Annotated in this window: 15 protein-coding genes; 7 read left to right on the forward strand and 8 right to left on the reverse strand. The window is 69.3% G+C overall.

The genetic code is table 11. From position 1 onward, the window contains the following. Positions 1–161 precede the first annotated feature (161 nt). The 6 genes from ACQPZW_RS10710 to ACQPZW_RS10735 all read right to left on the reverse strand — a co-directional run bounded on the left by ACQPZW_RS10710 (position 162) and on the right by ACQPZW_RS10735 (position 7174). Complete coding sequence (locus ACQPZW_RS10710) at positions 162–920, reverse strand: sulfite exporter TauE/SafE family protein (protein WP_433794682.1); 759 nt, start codon at positions 918–920, stop codon at positions 162–164. Positions 921–922: 2 nt separating this feature from the next. Beyond that, entirely contained in the window at positions 923–2650 is a 1728-nt protein-coding gene (locus ACQPZW_RS10715) for an aldehyde dehydrogenase family protein (RefSeq protein ID WP_433794683.1), read from the reverse strand. Between the two features lie 205 nt (positions 2651–2855). Beyond that, complete coding sequence (locus ACQPZW_RS10720; RefSeq protein ID WP_433794684.1) at positions 2856–3983, reverse strand: L-talarate/galactarate dehydratase; 1128 nt, start codon at positions 3981–3983, stop codon at positions 2856–2858. A 3-nt stretch (positions 3984–3986) separates the two neighbouring features. Then, a complete protein-coding gene (locus ACQPZW_RS10725; protein WP_433794685.1) occupies positions 3987–5309 on the reverse strand; it encodes an enolase C-terminal domain-like protein in 1323 nt (440 codons plus the stop codon). Further along, the gene (gene kdgD / locus ACQPZW_RS10730; RefSeq protein WP_433794686.1) at positions 5306–6223 is read right to left on the reverse strand and encodes a 5-dehydro-4-deoxyglucarate dehydratase; all 918 of its coding nucleotides are present in this window, start codon (positions 6221–6223) and stop codon (positions 5306–5308) included. Before kdgD ends, ACQPZW_RS10725 begins: the two co-directional genes overlap by 4 nt. Positions 6224–6286: 63 nt before the next feature. Next, positions 6287–7174, reverse strand: coding sequence for a LysR family transcriptional regulator (locus ACQPZW_RS10735; RefSeq protein WP_433794687.1), 888 nt, complete (start codon positions 7172–7174; stop codon positions 6287–6289). A 104-nt stretch (positions 7175–7278) separates the two neighbouring features. Here ACQPZW_RS10735 and ACQPZW_RS10740 point away from each other — a divergent pair, with 104 nt between their 5' ends. From ACQPZW_RS10740 to ACQPZW_RS10755, 4 genes are read left to right on the forward strand one after another with little or no spacing between them, the layout of a single operon-like run. Further along, positions 7279–8268, forward strand: coding sequence for a tripartite tricarboxylate transporter substrate binding protein (locus tag ACQPZW_RS10740; protein WP_433794688.1), 990 nt, complete (start codon positions 7279–7281; stop codon positions 8266–8268). Then, the gene (locus tag ACQPZW_RS10745; RefSeq protein WP_433794689.1) at positions 8265–8717 is read left to right on the forward strand and encodes a tripartite tricarboxylate transporter TctB family protein; all 453 of its coding nucleotides are present in this window, start codon (positions 8265–8267) and stop codon (positions 8715–8717) included. The genes ACQPZW_RS10740 and ACQPZW_RS10745 overlap by 4 nt, the downstream gene beginning before the upstream one ends. Positions 8718–8732: 15 nt before the next feature. Further along, the gene (locus tag ACQPZW_RS10750) at positions 8733–10553 is read left to right on the forward strand and encodes a tripartite tricarboxylate transporter permease (protein ID WP_433794690.1); all 1821 of its coding nucleotides are present in this window, start codon (positions 8733–8735) and stop codon (positions 10551–10553) included. Continuing rightward, the gene (locus ACQPZW_RS10755; RefSeq protein ID WP_433794691.1) at positions 10550–10948 is read left to right on the forward strand and encodes a universal stress protein; all 399 of its coding nucleotides are present in this window, start codon (positions 10550–10552) and stop codon (positions 10946–10948) included. Before ACQPZW_RS10750 ends, ACQPZW_RS10755 begins: the two co-directional genes overlap by 4 nt. Positions 10949–11687: 739 nt before the next feature. Here the strand turns inward: ACQPZW_RS10755 and rfbD are convergent. Beyond that, the gene (rfbD, locus tag ACQPZW_RS10760) at positions 11688–12503 is read right to left on the reverse strand and encodes a dTDP-4-dehydrorhamnose reductase (RefSeq protein ID WP_433794692.1); all 816 of its coding nucleotides are present in this window, start codon (positions 12501–12503) and stop codon (positions 11688–11690) included. 13 nt (positions 12504–12516) lie between these two features. Between rfbD and ACQPZW_RS10765 the strand changes: the two genes are divergently transcribed. Further along, the gene (locus ACQPZW_RS10765; RefSeq protein WP_433794693.1) at positions 12517–12915 is read left to right on the forward strand and encodes a hypothetical protein; all 399 of its coding nucleotides are present in this window, start codon (positions 12517–12519) and stop codon (positions 12913–12915) included. On the opposite strand, the gene rfbB is transcribed toward ACQPZW_RS10765, so the two are convergent. Further along, positions 12893–13870 (reverse strand): dTDP-glucose 4,6-dehydratase, encoded by a 978-nt coding sequence (gene rfbB / locus ACQPZW_RS10770; protein ID WP_433794694.1) that lies wholly within the window; start codon positions 13868–13870, stop codon positions 12893–12895. The genes ACQPZW_RS10765 and rfbB overlap by 23 nt on opposite strands. 45 nt (positions 13871–13915) lie before the next feature. Between rfbB and rfbA the strand changes: the two genes are divergently transcribed. Further along, positions 13916–14788 (forward strand): glucose-1-phosphate thymidylyltransferase RfbA, encoded by an 873-nt coding sequence (gene rfbA, locus ACQPZW_RS10775; protein WP_433794695.1) that lies wholly within the window; start codon positions 13916–13918, stop codon positions 14786–14788. Further along, positions 14785–15396 carry a dTDP-4-dehydrorhamnose 3,5-epimerase family protein gene (locus ACQPZW_RS10780; RefSeq protein WP_433794696.1) on the forward strand — a complete coding sequence of 204 codons (612 nt, stop codon included), beginning with the start codon at positions 14785–14787 and terminating at the stop codon, positions 15394–15396. Before rfbA ends, ACQPZW_RS10780 begins: the two co-directional genes overlap by 4 nt. The last annotated feature ends 186 nt before the right edge of the window (positions 15397–15582 follow it).

Consider the following 15582-nt stretch of genomic DNA (forward strand, 5'->3'; position numbering starts at 1 on the left):
TCGACCGAGACCCGGCGGGGCCGAGCAGCAGCGCCAAGTCGATCCTGCCGTCCTGGAGTGTGGTCCGTAGCCGGGCGCCCCGCCCGATCCGGAAAGCGGATGCATCGGTGATACCTCCAAGTCGTCTTCAAGGACTGGGAAACCCTGGGTCCGAAGGGTGTTCAGGGGGTGCCGGCGTCGTGCCATAGATAGGCGGCGAGGCCGAGGGCGGCCAGGGCGATGACGATTCGCAGCGGGCGTTCCGGGGTGCGGCGGACCAGGGCCGGGCCGATCCAGCTGCCGATCAGGCAACCGACGCCGAGCAGAGCGGCGGCGGCCCAGTGAACCGGGGCGACAACGGCGTACAGGACCGCGGCAGCGGCGTTCGATGCGGCCAGGACCACGCTTTTCACGGCGTTGGTCACCGCCAGCGGCTCGACCATCGACATCGACATGACCGCCAGCATCAGCACTCCGGCGGCCGCCCCGAAGTAGCCGCCGTAGATGCCGATCAGGAAGATCGCCAGGCCGAGCGGTGGCTGCGCGAACCGTCCCTTCGGCCGGGTGTACCAGCCTCGTAACCGGTCGCGCATCAACAGGACCACCGCGGCCAGGGCGATCAGCACCGGCACGATCCGCTCGAACACCGCCGATGTCGTGTTCAGCAGCAGGATCGCGCCGGTGGTGCCGCCGATCAGTGCGAACACGCTCTGCCGGAGGATTCGCGGACCCTGTCCCCGCAGTTCCAGTCGCGACCCGGCAGCCGAACCGGCGCCGCTCGCCAGCAGGCCGACCGAGTTCGTCACGTTGGCGGCGATCGGCGGAAGACCGACGGCGAGCAACGTCGGATAGCTGATGAGCGAGGCCAGTCCCGCCATCGAACCGGTCAGCCCGGATCCGATACCCCCGGCCACGAGCAGAGCGGCTTGATCGAATTGCACCTTCAGAGTCTCGTGCGTAACACCCCGTCGATCCGCCGCGGGATGCTGTCGAATTCGTCACGCAGCTCCGCCGGGAGTAGCTCGGCCGGAGCGTTCTGCCAGGTCACCGGGCGGAGGAACCGGCGGATCGCGGTGGTGCCGACCGACGTGTGCTGCGTGTTGGTGGCCGGCCAGGGCCCGCCGTGCTGTTGAGCCCAGGCGACCGCGACCCCGGTGGGATAGCCGTCGTAGACGAGCCGCCCGGCCCGCGCCCGGAACCGCCGGGTCAACTCGGCCGGCAGGCCCGTCTCGCCGGGCCCCCGGTGCAGGGTCGCCGTCAGCGACGGTGGCAGCCGGTCGAGCGCCGCGAACAACTCCTCCTCGTCGGCCCAACGGGCCACGACCGTGACCGGCCCGAAGCATTCCTCGGTGGCCTCGGGCGGCAGCGCCGAGGCGGACGCCGTGAAAACCGATGGCGTGGCCCTCGTCGGTGACGCCGCCGAAGTGGGCGCCGCGGGGTCCGATGGGGTGGGCGCCGCGGGGTCCGATGGGGTGGTTGTCGTGGATGGCAGCGCGGAGGTGGGCGCTGCGGGGTCCGATGGGGTGGTTGTCGTGGATGGCAGCGCGGAGGTGGGCGCTGCGGGGTCCGATGGGGTGGCTGTCGTGGACGGCAGCGCGGAGGTGGGCGCTGCGGGGTCCGATGGGGTGGCCGTCGTCGGCTCGTCCCCGGTCGTGGTCGGCGTGCCGGTTGCCGTCCGAAGTGCGGACGTGCCGCGCTGGTAGGCGTCGGCGATGCCGGCGTTGAGCATCACCATCGGGTCGAGGTCGGCGACAGCCTGCTGGACGGCGGTGACGAGGCGGTCGCCGGCCGGGCCGGTGGGGACGAACAGCAGGCCGGGCTTGGTGCAGAACTGGCCGGCCCCGAGAGTGAACGACGCTGCGAACTCGGCACCGATCTTCTCGGCGCGGTCGGCGGCGGCCGAGGGCGTGACGACGACCGGGTTGAGACTGCTGAGCTCGCCGTAGAACGGAATCGGCTCGGGGCGCCCCTCGATGATCGCGAGCAGGGCCCGGCCGCCGGTGAGCGACCCGGTGAAGCCGACCGCGCGGATCGCCGGATGGGCGACCAGATCGCCGCCGGCCCGCAGACCGTGCACGATGCCGAACGTGCCGTCGGGAGCGCCCGCCTTGCGCGCCGCCTCGGCGAGGACCTCGTAGCAGAGCTGCGACGTCGCCGGATGAGAATGGTGGGCCTTGACCACGACCGGGCTGCCCGCGGCGATGGCCGACGCGGTGTCACCGCCGGGGACCGAGAAGGCGAGCGGGAAGTTGCCGGCTCCGAACACGGCGACCGGCCCGATCGGCACGAGCATCCGCCGTAGGTCGGGGCGTGGCCCCATCGGGGTGTCTCCCGGGCGGTCGATGGTGGCTTCCAGATAACCGCCGTCGCGCAGCACCTCGCCGAAGAGCCGCAGCTGGTAGCAGGTCCGGCCGAGTTCTCCGGTGAGCCGAACCGTACCGAGGGCGGTCTCCCGATCGGCGACCTCGACGATGCGGTCGCGGTGCGCCTCGAGCGCCGCCGCCAACTCGTCGAGCAGAGCGGCCCGCCCGTCGCGGCCCAGGTCCTCGAGCGGTCCGGCAGCGGCGAGCGCGGCCGCGCAGATCGCATCCACCTGCTCGGTCGTGGTCTCCTCGGCGACGATCTCCACGGTGGCGCCGCTGCGCGGATCGATGCTGGGAACGCCGGTCATGCTGTGCCCTCCACGGGATCGCAGTCGCCGGGCCGGTGGCCCGGACACATCGGAGTTTCCGTAGTGCATCCCAGCACCGTCGGGATGCACCGCCGTGCGGTGAGCGAACGTCTCATCATCGCTCGTCGAGGGCGGCAGCGCCGGTCAGCCGGGCGATACGCGCTCGCGGACCGCCCCACGCCGTGCGGGATCTCCACCGCGGCGGTCACGCGGCGGCTCCCAGGTCGGCCCGGTCGACCGTCCACTTGCGGGCCTGGTCGCTGATGGTGACGCCGAGGCCGGGGCGGTCGGAGAGGTGGATACGGCCGTCGCGGATCTCCAAGCGCTCGTCGAAGAGGGGGTGCAACCAGTCGAAGTGCTCGATCCACGGCTCGTGCGGGTAGGCCGCCGCCAGATGGGCGTGGATCTCCATGGCGAAGTGCGGTGCCATGATCAGGTTGGCGTGCTCGGCCAGGCCGGCCAACCGCAGGAACTGGGTGATGCCCCCGATCCGGGGCGCGTCGGGCTGGATGATGTCGACGGCGCCGTGCCGGATCAGCTCGTGGTGTTCGGCCACGCTGGTCAGCATCTCACCGGAGGCGATCGCCGTGTCCAGGCTGCGGGCGAGCGCCGCATGGCCCTCCGCGTCATACGCATCCAGGGGCTCCTCGATCCAGACGAGCCCGAACTCCTCCAGAGCCCGCCCGATCCGCTGGGCAGTCGGCCGGTCCCACTGCTGATTGGCGTCGACCATGAGCGGCGTCTCGTCGCCGATGTGCTCGCGAACCGCCCGCACCCGGCCCAGATCGACGGCCGCCGACGGATGCCCGACCTTGATCTTGATGCCGCCGATCCCCGACTCGAGGGACGCCGTGGCGTTTGCCAGCACCTGCTCGATCGGCTCGTGCAGGAACCCACCGGACGTGTCATAGCACCGCACCGATCCGCGATGGGCGCCGAGGAGCTTGGCCAGCGGCAACCCGGCCCGTTTCGCCTTGAGGTCCCACAACGCCACGTCGATCGCCGCGATCGCCTGGGTGGACGCCCCGCTGCGGCCGACCGAGGCGCCGGCCCACACGAGTTTGGTCCACAGGCGCTGGATGTCGTTGGGGTCCTCGCCGATCAGATCGGGCGCCACCTCACGCGCATGCGCGAACTGCGCCAGCCCGCCGGCCCGCTTGCTGTAGCTGAAGCCCACACCCTCCAGGCCGGATTCGGTACGGATCTCGGCGAACAGGAACGCCACCTCGGTCATGGGCCGTTGCCGTCCGGTGAGCACCTTGGCATCGCTGATCGCATGTTTCAGCGGCAGCGTGACGGAGGAGAGCGTGATGCCAGTGATTCGGTCGGTCATGGGTCACCGCACCAGACAGGGGCGCTTGGGGTCGAAGCGCCAACCGGGTAGGAGGTACTGCATGGCCGTGGCGTCGTCGCGCCCGCCGGGACCGTGCTCGCGATAGAGCTCGTGCGCGGCGGCGAGGGCGTCACGGTCCAGCTCGACACCGAGGCCGGGCGCGGACGGCACGCTGATGGCGCCGTCGCGGATCGGGAGGGGCTCACGGGTGAGCCGCTGACCGTCCTGCCAGATCCAGTGGGTGTCCAGCGCGGTGATCTCGCCGGGAGCGGCCGCTCCGACGTGCGTGAACATCGCCAGGGAGATGTCGAAGTGGTTGTTGGAGTGCGAGCCCCAGGTGAGCCCGAAGTCGTGGCAGAGCTGCGCGACGCGAACCGAACCCCGCATGGTCCAGAAGTGCGGGTCGGCGAGGGGGATGTCGACGGCGTGCGCGCGCACCGCGTGGGCCATCTGCCGCCAGTCGGTGGCGATCATGTTGGTCGCCGTCCGTAACCCGGTGGCGCGCCGGAACTCGGCCATCGTCTCCCTCCCGGACAGGTCGCCCTCGGCGCCGACCGGGTCCTCGGCGTAGGCCAGCACGCCGTGCAGGTCACGGCAGAGCGCGACGGCGTCCTTCAGGAGCCAGCCACCGTTCGGGTCGAGGGTGATCCGGGCGTCGGGGAACCGCTCGGCCAGGGCGTGCACCGCCTCGATCTCCGACTCGCCGGCGAACACGCCGCCCTTGAGCTTGAAGTCGTGGAACCCATATCGGGACTGCGCGGCCTCGGCCAGCGCGACGATCGACGACGGGGTCAGAGCGGGCGCGCGGCGCAGCCGCTCCCAGTCGTCGGCCGGGCCGCTCTCGTGCCGGTAGGGCAGGTCGGTGCGGGAGGTGTCGCCGACGTAGAAGAGGTATCCGAGCACGGGCACGCTGTCTCGCTGCATGCCCTCGCCGAGCAACTCCGCGACCGGCACCCCGAGATGCTGGCCGAGCAGGTCGAGCAGCGCCGACTCCAGAGCGGTCACCGCGTGGACCGTGACGCGCAGATCGTACGTCTGAAGGCCCCGGCCCCCGGAGTCCTGGCCGGCGTGGATCTCGGCGAAGCTGCGCAGCAGCGAGGCGAACTCGGCGACCGGCCGGCCGAGCAGCACCTCACCGGCGGTCTCGAGAGTGCGGCGGATCGCCTCGCTCCCGGGCGCCTCGCCGAGGCCGGTGCGGCCCTCGCTGTCGGTGAGGACCACGACGGTACGGCTGAAGAACGGCCCATGAGCACCGCTGAGGTTGAGCAGCATGCTGTCGTGACCGGCGACCGGCACCACCTCGATGCGCTCGACGGTGGGCTTCATGACCGGACCTTGTCGATCAACCGCCCGAGATCGGATCGCTCGTCCGCGGTGAGGTCTGTCAGGGGTGGCCGCACCCGGCCGCCGTCACGCCCGACCGCTGTCAGCCCGGCCTTGATGATCGACACGGCGTAGCCGCGTGCCCGGTCGCGGATGTCGAGGTAAGGGATCACGAAGTCGTTGAGCATTCCGTAGACGGCGACCCGGTCCTGGGCGCGCACCGCCGCGTAGAAACGCAGCGCGAACTCGGGCAGGAAGTTGTAGAGCGCCGACGAATAGGTGTTGACCCCGAGTTGCAGCAGCGGCAGCGCGAACGTCTCGGCCGTCGGCAGCCCGCCGATGTAGGTAAGCCGGTCACCGACCTTGGCGTAGGTGCGGGTCATCCGCTCGATGTCACCGACACCGTCCTTGAGGCCGATGAGCGTCGGATTGCGGTCGGCGAGCTCGGCGACGGTGACGTCCTCGAGGACGGCGTTGGCCCGGCTGTAGACGATCACCCCCAGCCCGGTGGCGCGGCAGACCGCCTCCACGTGCGCGATCAGGCCCGCTTGGCTGGCCTCGGTCAGGTAGGGCGGGAACAGCAGCAGTCCCGCGGCGCCGGCTGCCTCGGCGGCCCGCGCGTGGGCGACCGCCTGCGCGGTGCTGCCGGTGGCCGGGGCTATCACCGGCACACGCGACCCGACCTCGTCCACCGCGGCCCGGACCACGGAGTCGATCTCGGCGCTGGTCAGGGAGAAGCCCTCGCCGGTGCCGCCGGCGGCGAACAGGCCGGCGATGCCGAAGCTCGCCTGCCACGCCAGGTGTTCGCGGTAGCGGGTCTCGTCGAAGGCGAGGCGGTCGTCGAAGTGGGTGACGGGGAACGACAGCAGGCCCGAAGCCAGCCGGGCGGCCAGGTCGAGAGGGGGAATCGCGTTCACGAAGCAACCGTAGGAAGCGACGACGATGCCTGTCCAAGAGTGTTTCGGCATCGATTGATACTGTCAGTGCATCATGAAGCTGAGGGCTGAGATCGCTCTCGGCAACGCCGGGTTGTCGGACTTCCGCGGCCAGAGCACGTGCAGCTCGACCGGCTCGGGGATGGGTGTGTCGATCCGCAGGTACTCGACGTTCGGCACCCCGATCATGCCCGCGGACTCGGGCACGAACGCCACGCCCCGGCCACGGGACACCAGCCACAGCATGGTCATCACCTGGCTCACGGTGTGGATGATCCGCTCCTGGGCCAGCGGCACCATGCTGACGACCAGGTCGTAGAAGTACCGCGCCTTCTGCTGGGAGTGGAAGATCAGCGGCTCACGGACCAGGTCGGCCGGAACCACGGCACGGCGCAGATCGGCCAGAGGGTGATCCGTGTGCACGGCCAGGAGCAGAGCCTCCCGATGCAGCAGCCGGGACTCGAAGAGCTCCGGGTCGAACGGGGGCCGGGCCAGCCCGAGGTCGATGTCGCCGGCGGTCAGCGCGTCGATCTGCTCCCGGGTGACCATCTCGAACAGCTCGATGTGCACCTCCGGTAGCTCCAGATTCAGATAGTCGAGGATCCGGCCCAGATGACCGAACGTCGAGGCCGAGGTGAAGCCCATCTTGATCACGCCGCGCATGCCCGACGAGACGCGCTGGGCCAGGGCGGGAGCCGCCTCGGCGATCGTGAGGATGCGCCGGGCCTCGTTGAGGAACACATGGCCGGCCGGGGTGAGCCGGACCCGCCGGTTGTCCCGCTCCAGGAGCTGAACCCCGACCGCGGCCTCCAATTTCTGAATCTGCCTGCTCAGAGGTGGCTGGGTCATCCGCAGCCGGATTGCGGCGCGACCGAAGTGGAGCTCCTCGGCGACCGCGATGAAACCCCGGAGTTGCTCGAGGGAGTAAGTCATGCCGTCAAGGTATCAATCGATGCACTAATTGGCTTGGACATGCATTACTGCACGGTCATAGGCTCGCGGCACCAGTGACCCCCCTCACAAGCGGGAGATTCCCGATGAAAATAACGCTCCCCGTGCTCGGCCTAACCGGCCTGCTCGTCCTCGCCGGCTGCGGCGGCAACCTCGGCTCCGACGGCGACAGCGGCTCCACCGCCGCCTACCCCGAACGTGCCGTCACCCTGCTCATCGGCCAGGACGCCGGCGGCAGCACCGACCTCATCGGCCGCGCCCTGGCCGACCCCGCGAGCAAGGACCTCGGGCAGGCCGTCACCGTCCAGAACAGGCCCGGCGCCAACGGCGCGGTCGCGGCGAAGGAGTTGGCCGCCGCCAAACCCGACGGCTACACGGTCATGGTCTTCGTCGGCTCACTCGCCTACATCACGCCCCTGGCCGTGCCCGCCGACCAGGCCGTCGACGTCAACAACTACGAGGTCGTCACCGGCATCTCGCAGGACGACTTCGTGCTCATCGCCAACCCGCAGACCGGCTTCAAGACCGTCCAGGACATCGTCGCCGCCAAGCGTCCGGTCAAGTTCGCCACCACCGGTGTCGGCACCGGCAGCCAGCTCACCCAGACCCTGCTCTTCGCCCAGGCCGGCGTGGACGCCACCGCCGTGCCGTTCAACGGCGGCGCGCCGGCCCTGACCGCGGTTCTCGGCGGGCAGGTCGACGTCGCGGCGGTGCAACTCGGCGAGGCCAAGGAGCAGATCGAAGCGGGCAAGGCGGTTCCGCTCGTCACCTTCGCCACCCAGAGGCCCAGCTACATGCCGGACACGCCGACCGCCACCGAAGCCGGCTTCAACGTGCCGGTCCAGCAGTCCCGGGCGATCGTCGCGCCGAAGGGCACCCCCAAGGAGGTGGTGGACCGGCTGCGGACCGCCTTCCAGAAGGGCTTCGCGGATCAGGCGTACAAGGACTTCAACGCCAAGCGGCTGCTGACCGCGAACGAGGTGGACGGGACCGCCCTGCTCCAGCAATGGAACGGCTCGCTCCAGACATATCGCGACCTGGTGGCCCAGCACAAGGTCGATCTGAGCGCCAAATGACCACCGAGCCCGCTGACGACCGGCCGCCCGCAGCCCGTCCGTCCGCCAACCTGATCGCTGCCGTCGCCGTGCTGGCCCTCGGCGGCGCGGCGGTCGCCGGAGCCGCCGGCCTCGGCCCCGGTCCCGGCACCTGGCCGATGGTCGTCGGTGTCGCGCTCGTCGTCCTCGGCCTGGTCCTCGCCGTGCAGGCCCGCCGGGCCGAGCCACCAGAGCAGTTCACCCGCAGCAGCCTCCTTGTCGTCGCCGCCGTGGCCAGCATGATCGCCTACGTCGCGGTCATCGCCACCGTCGGTTTCGAGATCCCGACCGCGCTGCTCGCCTTCGTCTGGCTGCGGTTCCTCGGCCGGGAGAGCTGGCGGACGTCCATCGCCGTCAGCGTCGGCATCGTCGTCGTCTTCTACGCGCTGTTCGTCGGTGCGCTCGACGTCACCATCCCCCACCTGTTCTGATCCCCTGGAGGACCGTTGTCCTCGGTCATCGACGGCTTCGCGGTCGTCCTCGAACCGGCGAACCTGCTCTACTGCCTCGTCGGCGTCGTCATCGGCATGCTCATCGGCGTCCTGCCCGGCCTCGGCCCGGCCGCCACCATCGCGATCCTGCTCCCCGTCACCTTCGGCCTGGAACCGGTCACGGCTGTGATCATGCTGGCCGGCATCTTCTACGGCGCCCAGTACGGCGGCACCATCACCTCGGTCCTCCTCCGCCTACCCGGTGAGGCGTCCTCCGTCGTCACCGTCTTCGACGGCCACGCCCTCGCCCGCCAGGGCCGAGCCGGCGCCGCTCTCGGCATCGCCGCCATCGGGTCGTTCGTCGGCGGCACCCTCTCGATCGTCGCCCTCACGTTCGTCGCCCCGGTCGTCGCCGGGTTCGCCCTCGACTTCGGCCCACCCGAGTACACGGTGCTCGCGCTGCTCGGCATCATGCTGGTCAGCACGATCAGCACCGGTGGCCGGATCCGGGCGCTCACCGCCGCCGCGATCGGCCTGCTGCTCGCCACGGTCGGCCGCGACGACTTCACCAGCGCGGAGCGCTTCACCTTCGGCAACCTGTCCCTGGCCGACGGCATCGACTTCGTACCCATCGCGATGGGCCTCTTCGGTCTCGGCGAGATCCTCTACAACCTCGAGGAGCGCCATCGCGCCGTGCAGGCGCCCACCAAGGTCACCAACGTCTGGCCGAGCCGCGCCGACCTCAGGCAGTCGTCCGGCGCGATCGGGCGCGGCTCGATCATCGGTTTCGTCCTCGGCATCCTTCCCGGCGGTGGCGCCGTCCTCTCCTCAATGGCCGCCTACGCGCTGGAGAAGCGCCGCGCCAAACACCCGGAGCGCTTCGGTCGGGGCGCCATCGAGGGCGTCGCCGCGCCGGAGACCGCCAACAACGCGGCAGCCACCTCGTCGTTCATCCCGTTGCTGTCGCTCGGCATCCCGGCCAACGCGACCATGGCGGTGATCTTCGGGGCGCTGCTCATCCAGGGTGTCACTCCCGGCCCGCAGCTGGTCACCGAGCACCCGGAGCTCTTCTGGGGCGTGGTCAACTCGATGTACCTCGGCAACGTCCTGCTGCTGATCATGAGCATCCCGCTGCTCGGCGTCTTCGTCCGCATCCTGCGGGTCCGCGCCGCCGTCCTGGCGCCGATCACCGTGCTGATCACGCTGGTCGGGGCGTACACGGTCAACAACAGTGTCTTCGACATCGGTCTGGTGATCGGGTTCGGCGTCCTCGGCTACCTGATGAAGAAGGCCGGCTTCGACCCCGGGCCGATGGTGCTGGCCTTCGTGCTGGGCAGCCTGCTGGAGACGTCACTGCGCCGCTCACTGCTCCTCTTCGACGGCAACCTCACCGGCTTCCTGACCCGGCCGATCTCGGGCGTGCTCGCCGCCGCGTTCCTCGCCGTGATCCTGCTCCCGGCGGCACGGGCGCTCCTTCGGCGGCGCCACCCCGGCACCGCCCTGCCCTCGGTGCCGGCCGGCGACCATGCGCCGGCTGCAGGCCGTGATGGAGAAGAGTCGGTCGCCGCAGAGCCGTCGTATGCCGTCCACGCGGGGCACGACGCCCCGAAGACGGCGGCCGCCGGTGAGTCGGACGGTGATTTCGCGGGTCACGGCTCCGCGAGGACGGCGGTTGCCGGTGAGCCGGACGATGACTTCGCGAGGCGCGCCACCCCAAGAAGGGCGGGCGCCGCAGACCCGGACGCGACGGACCTCGCGAAAGGCAGGCCGGGGCGTGCCGGTGGACCCGTCACACAGCCCGTCTGCCGTGATGTCAACAATGAGGAGCCGGAATGACCGTCCTGGTGGGATATCTCCCTACGCCGGAAGGGAGGGCCGCGTTCGATGCCGCCCTCGATGAGGCGGCCCGCCGAGCCGAGACGATCCTCCTGATCAACTCCCCACGCGGCGGTGCGCCGATCAGTGCCGACGTTGCCGCTCCCGACGACCTCGCCGCGCTGCGGGCCAAGGCTGCCGACGCCGGAGTGCGCCTGGAGATCCGCCAGACCGCGCACACCGGTGAGCTCTCCGAGGCTCTGCTGGCCACCGCCGACGATGCCGGAGCCTCGGTGATCGTCATCGGCCTCCGTCGGCGAAGCCCGGTGGGCAAGTTGTTCCTCGGCAGCACGGCGCAAAAGATTCTGCTCGACGCCGATCGGCCGGTGCTGGCGGTCAAGCCACCACATCGCTGATCGCTTGGTCCCATCAGGATCGGACAAGAAGCATGCACCCGAGACGGCACACCCACATTTGATCCGGTACGGCAAAGAGATGTCACCGACCGCGAGCAGCCCGCTTGCGGTGCCGGGATGCTCGTGAAGTTCAGCATGCGTCGATGTGATCGTCGCGCCGGACGCGGCATGGGAAATCGGGCGTCGGTACACGGTCGTCGTGAACGCATTACGAAAACTGGTCCGTCACATCGGAACCGAAGCGATTAAGCCGATGTGAACAATGGAGAGACGGTCAATATCGATAGGGATAGAGGCACTTCTCGAAGCCGTACGAGGGGCTGCCATGGGTTGAGCAGCCAGAAACACGGGGACCGCATCTTGCCGCGATTCGGTGCGGGAACGGGTGACGGACGGCTCTTTCGAGAGCACTGGAACGTTCCCCGAGCGTTCGGATGGCCGACGGGAGAGTCAGCACTCGGACGCGCCGAATGAAGGGTTGCCGCAAGACGTCATAGGAGCCGACGAAGAGAGCCACCGAGGGCGGATTGGCGAAGGGAGGGCTCACGAGGGGTGGGTTGGTGAGGGAGAGGGCCACCGAGGGTGGGTTGGTGAGGGAGGGCTGGTGTGGGAGGGCTGACGAAGGGTGGATCGGTGAGGGAGAGCTGAGAAAGGGTGGGTTGGCGATGGGAGGTTGGCGAAGAGGGGGCTGAGAAAGCCCGCCCGACGGTGCCGGACGGGCTCTCGATGACGGCTGTCGTCAGGGGAGGAACAGGGGCATCGCCTTGGTGAGCATGCCGCGCCAGTCCTGGAGGGGCGCCACACCGGTGCCGGCCCAGCGTGAGTGGCCGAGCACGCTGTAGGCGGGACGCCGAGCGGGCCGCGGGAACCGGTCGCTCGTGGTGGGGCGGACACGGTCCGGGTCGAGGCCGGCTTCGAGGAAAACGGCGCGGGCCAGGCCGAACCAGCTGGTCGAGCCGGCCGCGGTGCCATGGTAGGCGCCCGGGGCGGCCCGTCCGGACAGCGATGCGTGCGACAGGTCGACCAGCAACTGGGCCAGCGCGTAGGACCACGTGGGTGGGCCCACCTGGTCGTCGACGACGTCGAGAGTCTCGCGGTCCTCGGCCAGTCGCAGCATGGTGCGGACGAAGTTCGGGCCGTGTTCGCCGTAGAGCCAGGCGGTGCGGACGATGTAGCCGCCCGTGGACAGGACGGCCTGTTCGCCGAGCGCCTTGCCGCGGCCGTAGGCGTTGAGGGGGGCGTGCGGGGTGTCCTCGGGGTACGGCGTGGTCGCGGTTCCGTCGAAGACGTAATCGGTGGAGACGTGGATCAGGCGGCTGCCCGCCTCGGTGGCGAGCAGGCGCACGGCTTCGCCGTTGATGGCGGTGGCCGCCTCCTCATCGGTCTCGGCGCCGTCGACGTTCGTCCAGGCGGCGGCGTTCAGGACGATGTCGGCGCCGGCGACCGCGTCCCGGACCTGTGACGGCGAGGTGATGTCGAGGTCGCTGTGGGTGGCGGCGACCACGTTCGTCTCACCGTGCTCGGCGAGGACCCGTTGCAGGTCCCGGCCCAGCATGCCGCCGGCCCCCGTGATGAGCCAGCGCAGCTTCCCGCCCGCCGACGAGAAGGAAGCAGCGCCGACGACGGACGAAACCGGCGGCGAGGAACCCGACAGGGAGGAGGCGGCGGGAAGGGAATCCGACGGCGAGGCAGCCGACGATGAGGCGGGTGATGGCGAGGCGGGTGATGGCGAGGAACCCGACAGGGAGGAGGCAGCGGGAAGGGAATCCGACGGCGAGGCGGGCGAAGGGGACAAGGCCGATGAAGAGGAATCCGACGGCGAGGCGGGAGGGGAGGCCGACGGAAGGGAAGGCGACAGGGAAAGGGCCGACGGAGGGGACGGCGACAGGGGAGAGGCCGACGGAGAGGAAGGCGCGGGGGAGGTAGACGGCGAGGGGGAGGCCATCAGAGGCCGGCCCGGGACTTGAGCGGCTCCCACCAGGCGCGGTTGTCGCGGTACCACGCGACGGTGGACGCGAGGCCCTCTTCGAGGGTGACCTGCGGCGCGTACCCGAGCTCCTCGCTGATCTTGGTGATGTCGAGCGAGTAGCGGCGATCGTGGCCCTTGCGGTCGGTGACCGGACGCACCATGTCCCAGCCGGCGCCGCACGCTTCGAGGAGGCGTTCGGTCAAGGAACGGTTGGTGAGCTCGGTCCCGCCGCCGATGTTGTAGACCTCGCCGGCCCGGCCCTTCTCGAGGACCGCCTGGATGCCGCGGCAGTGGTCGGACACGTGCAGCCAGTCACGGATGTTGCCGCCGTCGCCGTAGAGCGGGATCTGCTTGCCGTCCATCAGGTTCGTCACGAAGAGGGGGATCACCTTCTCCGGGAACTGGTACGGACCGTAGTTGTTGGAGCACCGGGTGACGACGACGTCCATGCCGTGGGTGCGGTGCGCGGCCAGCGCCATCAGGTCGGAGCCGGCCTTGGAGGCGGCGTACGGCGAGTTCGGCGCGAGGGGCCACGTCTCGGTCCACGAGCCCTCGTCGATGGAGCCGTACACCTCGTCGGTGGAGACGTGCACGAACCGTCCGACACCGGCGGAGCGGGACGCGTCGAGGAGCGCCTGGGTGCCCAGGACATTCGTTGTGACGAACGGCATAGCGCCCGAAATAGACCGGTCCACGTGTGATTCGGCCGCGAAATGCACCACGACGTCGTGTCCGGGAAGTAGTTCCCGCAACAGGTCGGAATCGGAAATGTCGCCCTGCACGAATCGTAGTCGGGGATCGGACACCGGGAGGTTGTCGCGATTCCCTGAATAGGACAACAGATCCAGAACGGTCACCGATGCACCCACCGCACCTGCGTACTCGTCCTGCAAGAGGGCCCTGACGTAGGCCGATCCGATGAAGCCGGCACCACCGGTTACGAAAATCTGCACGGGTGGCGAGTGTAGACGTAGGCGGCGACTGTTTAGGGTCAGCCGGTGCGCGGAATTCTGCTCGCCGGTGGTACCGGTTCAAGGCTCTGGCCGATCACCATGGCCATGTCCAAACAGCTCATGCCCATCTTCGACAAGCCCATGGTCTACTACCCGTTGACCACGCTGGTGTCCGCCGGGATCAGGGAGATCCTGGTGATCACGACACCCGAGGATCAACCTCACTTCGAGCGACTGCTCGGTGACGGAAGCCGGTTCGGGCTAGATCTTCAGTACGCGGTGCAGCCTAAACCGGACGGAATCGCCCAGGCGTTCCAGATCGGCGCCGACTTCATCGGTGATGAGCCTGTTGCCCTGATCCTCGGCGACAACATCTTCCACGGGGTGGGTCTGGGCCGGCAGCTCGCGCGGTTCGGCGACCTGGACGGCGGGCGGGTGTTCGCGTACCCGGTGGCCGACCCGGAGCGGTACGGCGTCGTCGAATTCGACGAATCGGGCAAAGTGCTCTCGATCGAGGAGAAGCCGGAGCATCCCAAGTCGACGTACGTGGTCCCCGGTCTGTACTTCTATGATGCCGACGTGGTGAAGATCGCCGAGAATCTCGAGCCCAGCGCTCGCGGCGAACTGGAGATCACCGCGGTGAACGAGGAGTATCGACGCCAGGGACGGCTCGAGGTGACGGTTCTCGACCGGGGAACCGTCTGGCTGGACACCGGGACCTTCCAGTCCATGGTCCAGGCCTCGGAGTACGTCCGGGTGATCGAGGAGCGGCAGGGTTTGAAGATCGGATGTGTGGAGGAAGCGGCCTGGCGGCTCGGCTTCATCTCCGACGACGAGTTGCGCGAGGTGGCGCAGCCGTTGTTGAAGAGCGGTTACGGGCAGTATCTGGTTCGGCTGCTGGACGGTGGTCTCCGGTGAAGATCCGTCCGCTGAGCATCGAGGGCGCCTTCGAGGTGACCCCGGTGCAGCACGGTGACAGCCGGGGCCGGTTCCTGGAGTGGTACAGGTTCGACGCCCTGGCCGAGGCGGTCGGGCACAGGCTCGACCTGGCGCAGGCCAACCTGTCGACGTCGGCCAAGGGCGTGGTGCGGGGCATTCATTTCGCCGACGTTCCGCCGGGGCAGGCCAAGTACGTGACATGTGTCTCGGGCGCGGTGCTCGACGTGATCGTGGACCTCCGGGTCGGCTCGGCCACGTTCGGCACGTGGGAGGCGGTGCGCCTGGACGACGAGGACCGCAGGGCCGTCTACCTGGCCGAAGGGCTGGGGCACGGGTTCTGTGCTCTGACCGAGGGCGCGACCGTGGCGTACCTCTGCTCCTCGACCTATCGACCCGGTCATGAACACGGAGTGCATCCGCTCGACCCCGAACTCGGCATTGCATGGCCGGTATCAGACCCCGTACTGTCCGGCAAGGATGCCGAGGCCCCGAGCCTCGCCGACGCCGGCGCTAAAGGTTTGCTGCCGCGTTACGACGCTGTTCACAGCTTTGTTAAATCGCTGCGTCAGATTGGCGACAGTCGATAAAGCGGGTGCCCCGGCGGTCCTACTTGGACACTCTCGCGATCCTGGTTCCGGCATCATCCGAATCGCCATGGCTGTCGAACGGAAAGATGTAGCGCGATCGGGGTCGTATTGACAGTCTGTCTTCTGTGTCCCGGTGGTTTCCGGCATGGGGCGTTCGTGGTCGGGTGTGTCCGAGCACACCATAGA

It is taken from the genome of Actinoplanes sp. CA-252034 (assembly GCF_050956125.1).
Taxonomy (GTDB): Bacteria; Actinomycetota; Actinomycetes; order Mycobacteriales; family Micromonosporaceae; genus Actinoplanes.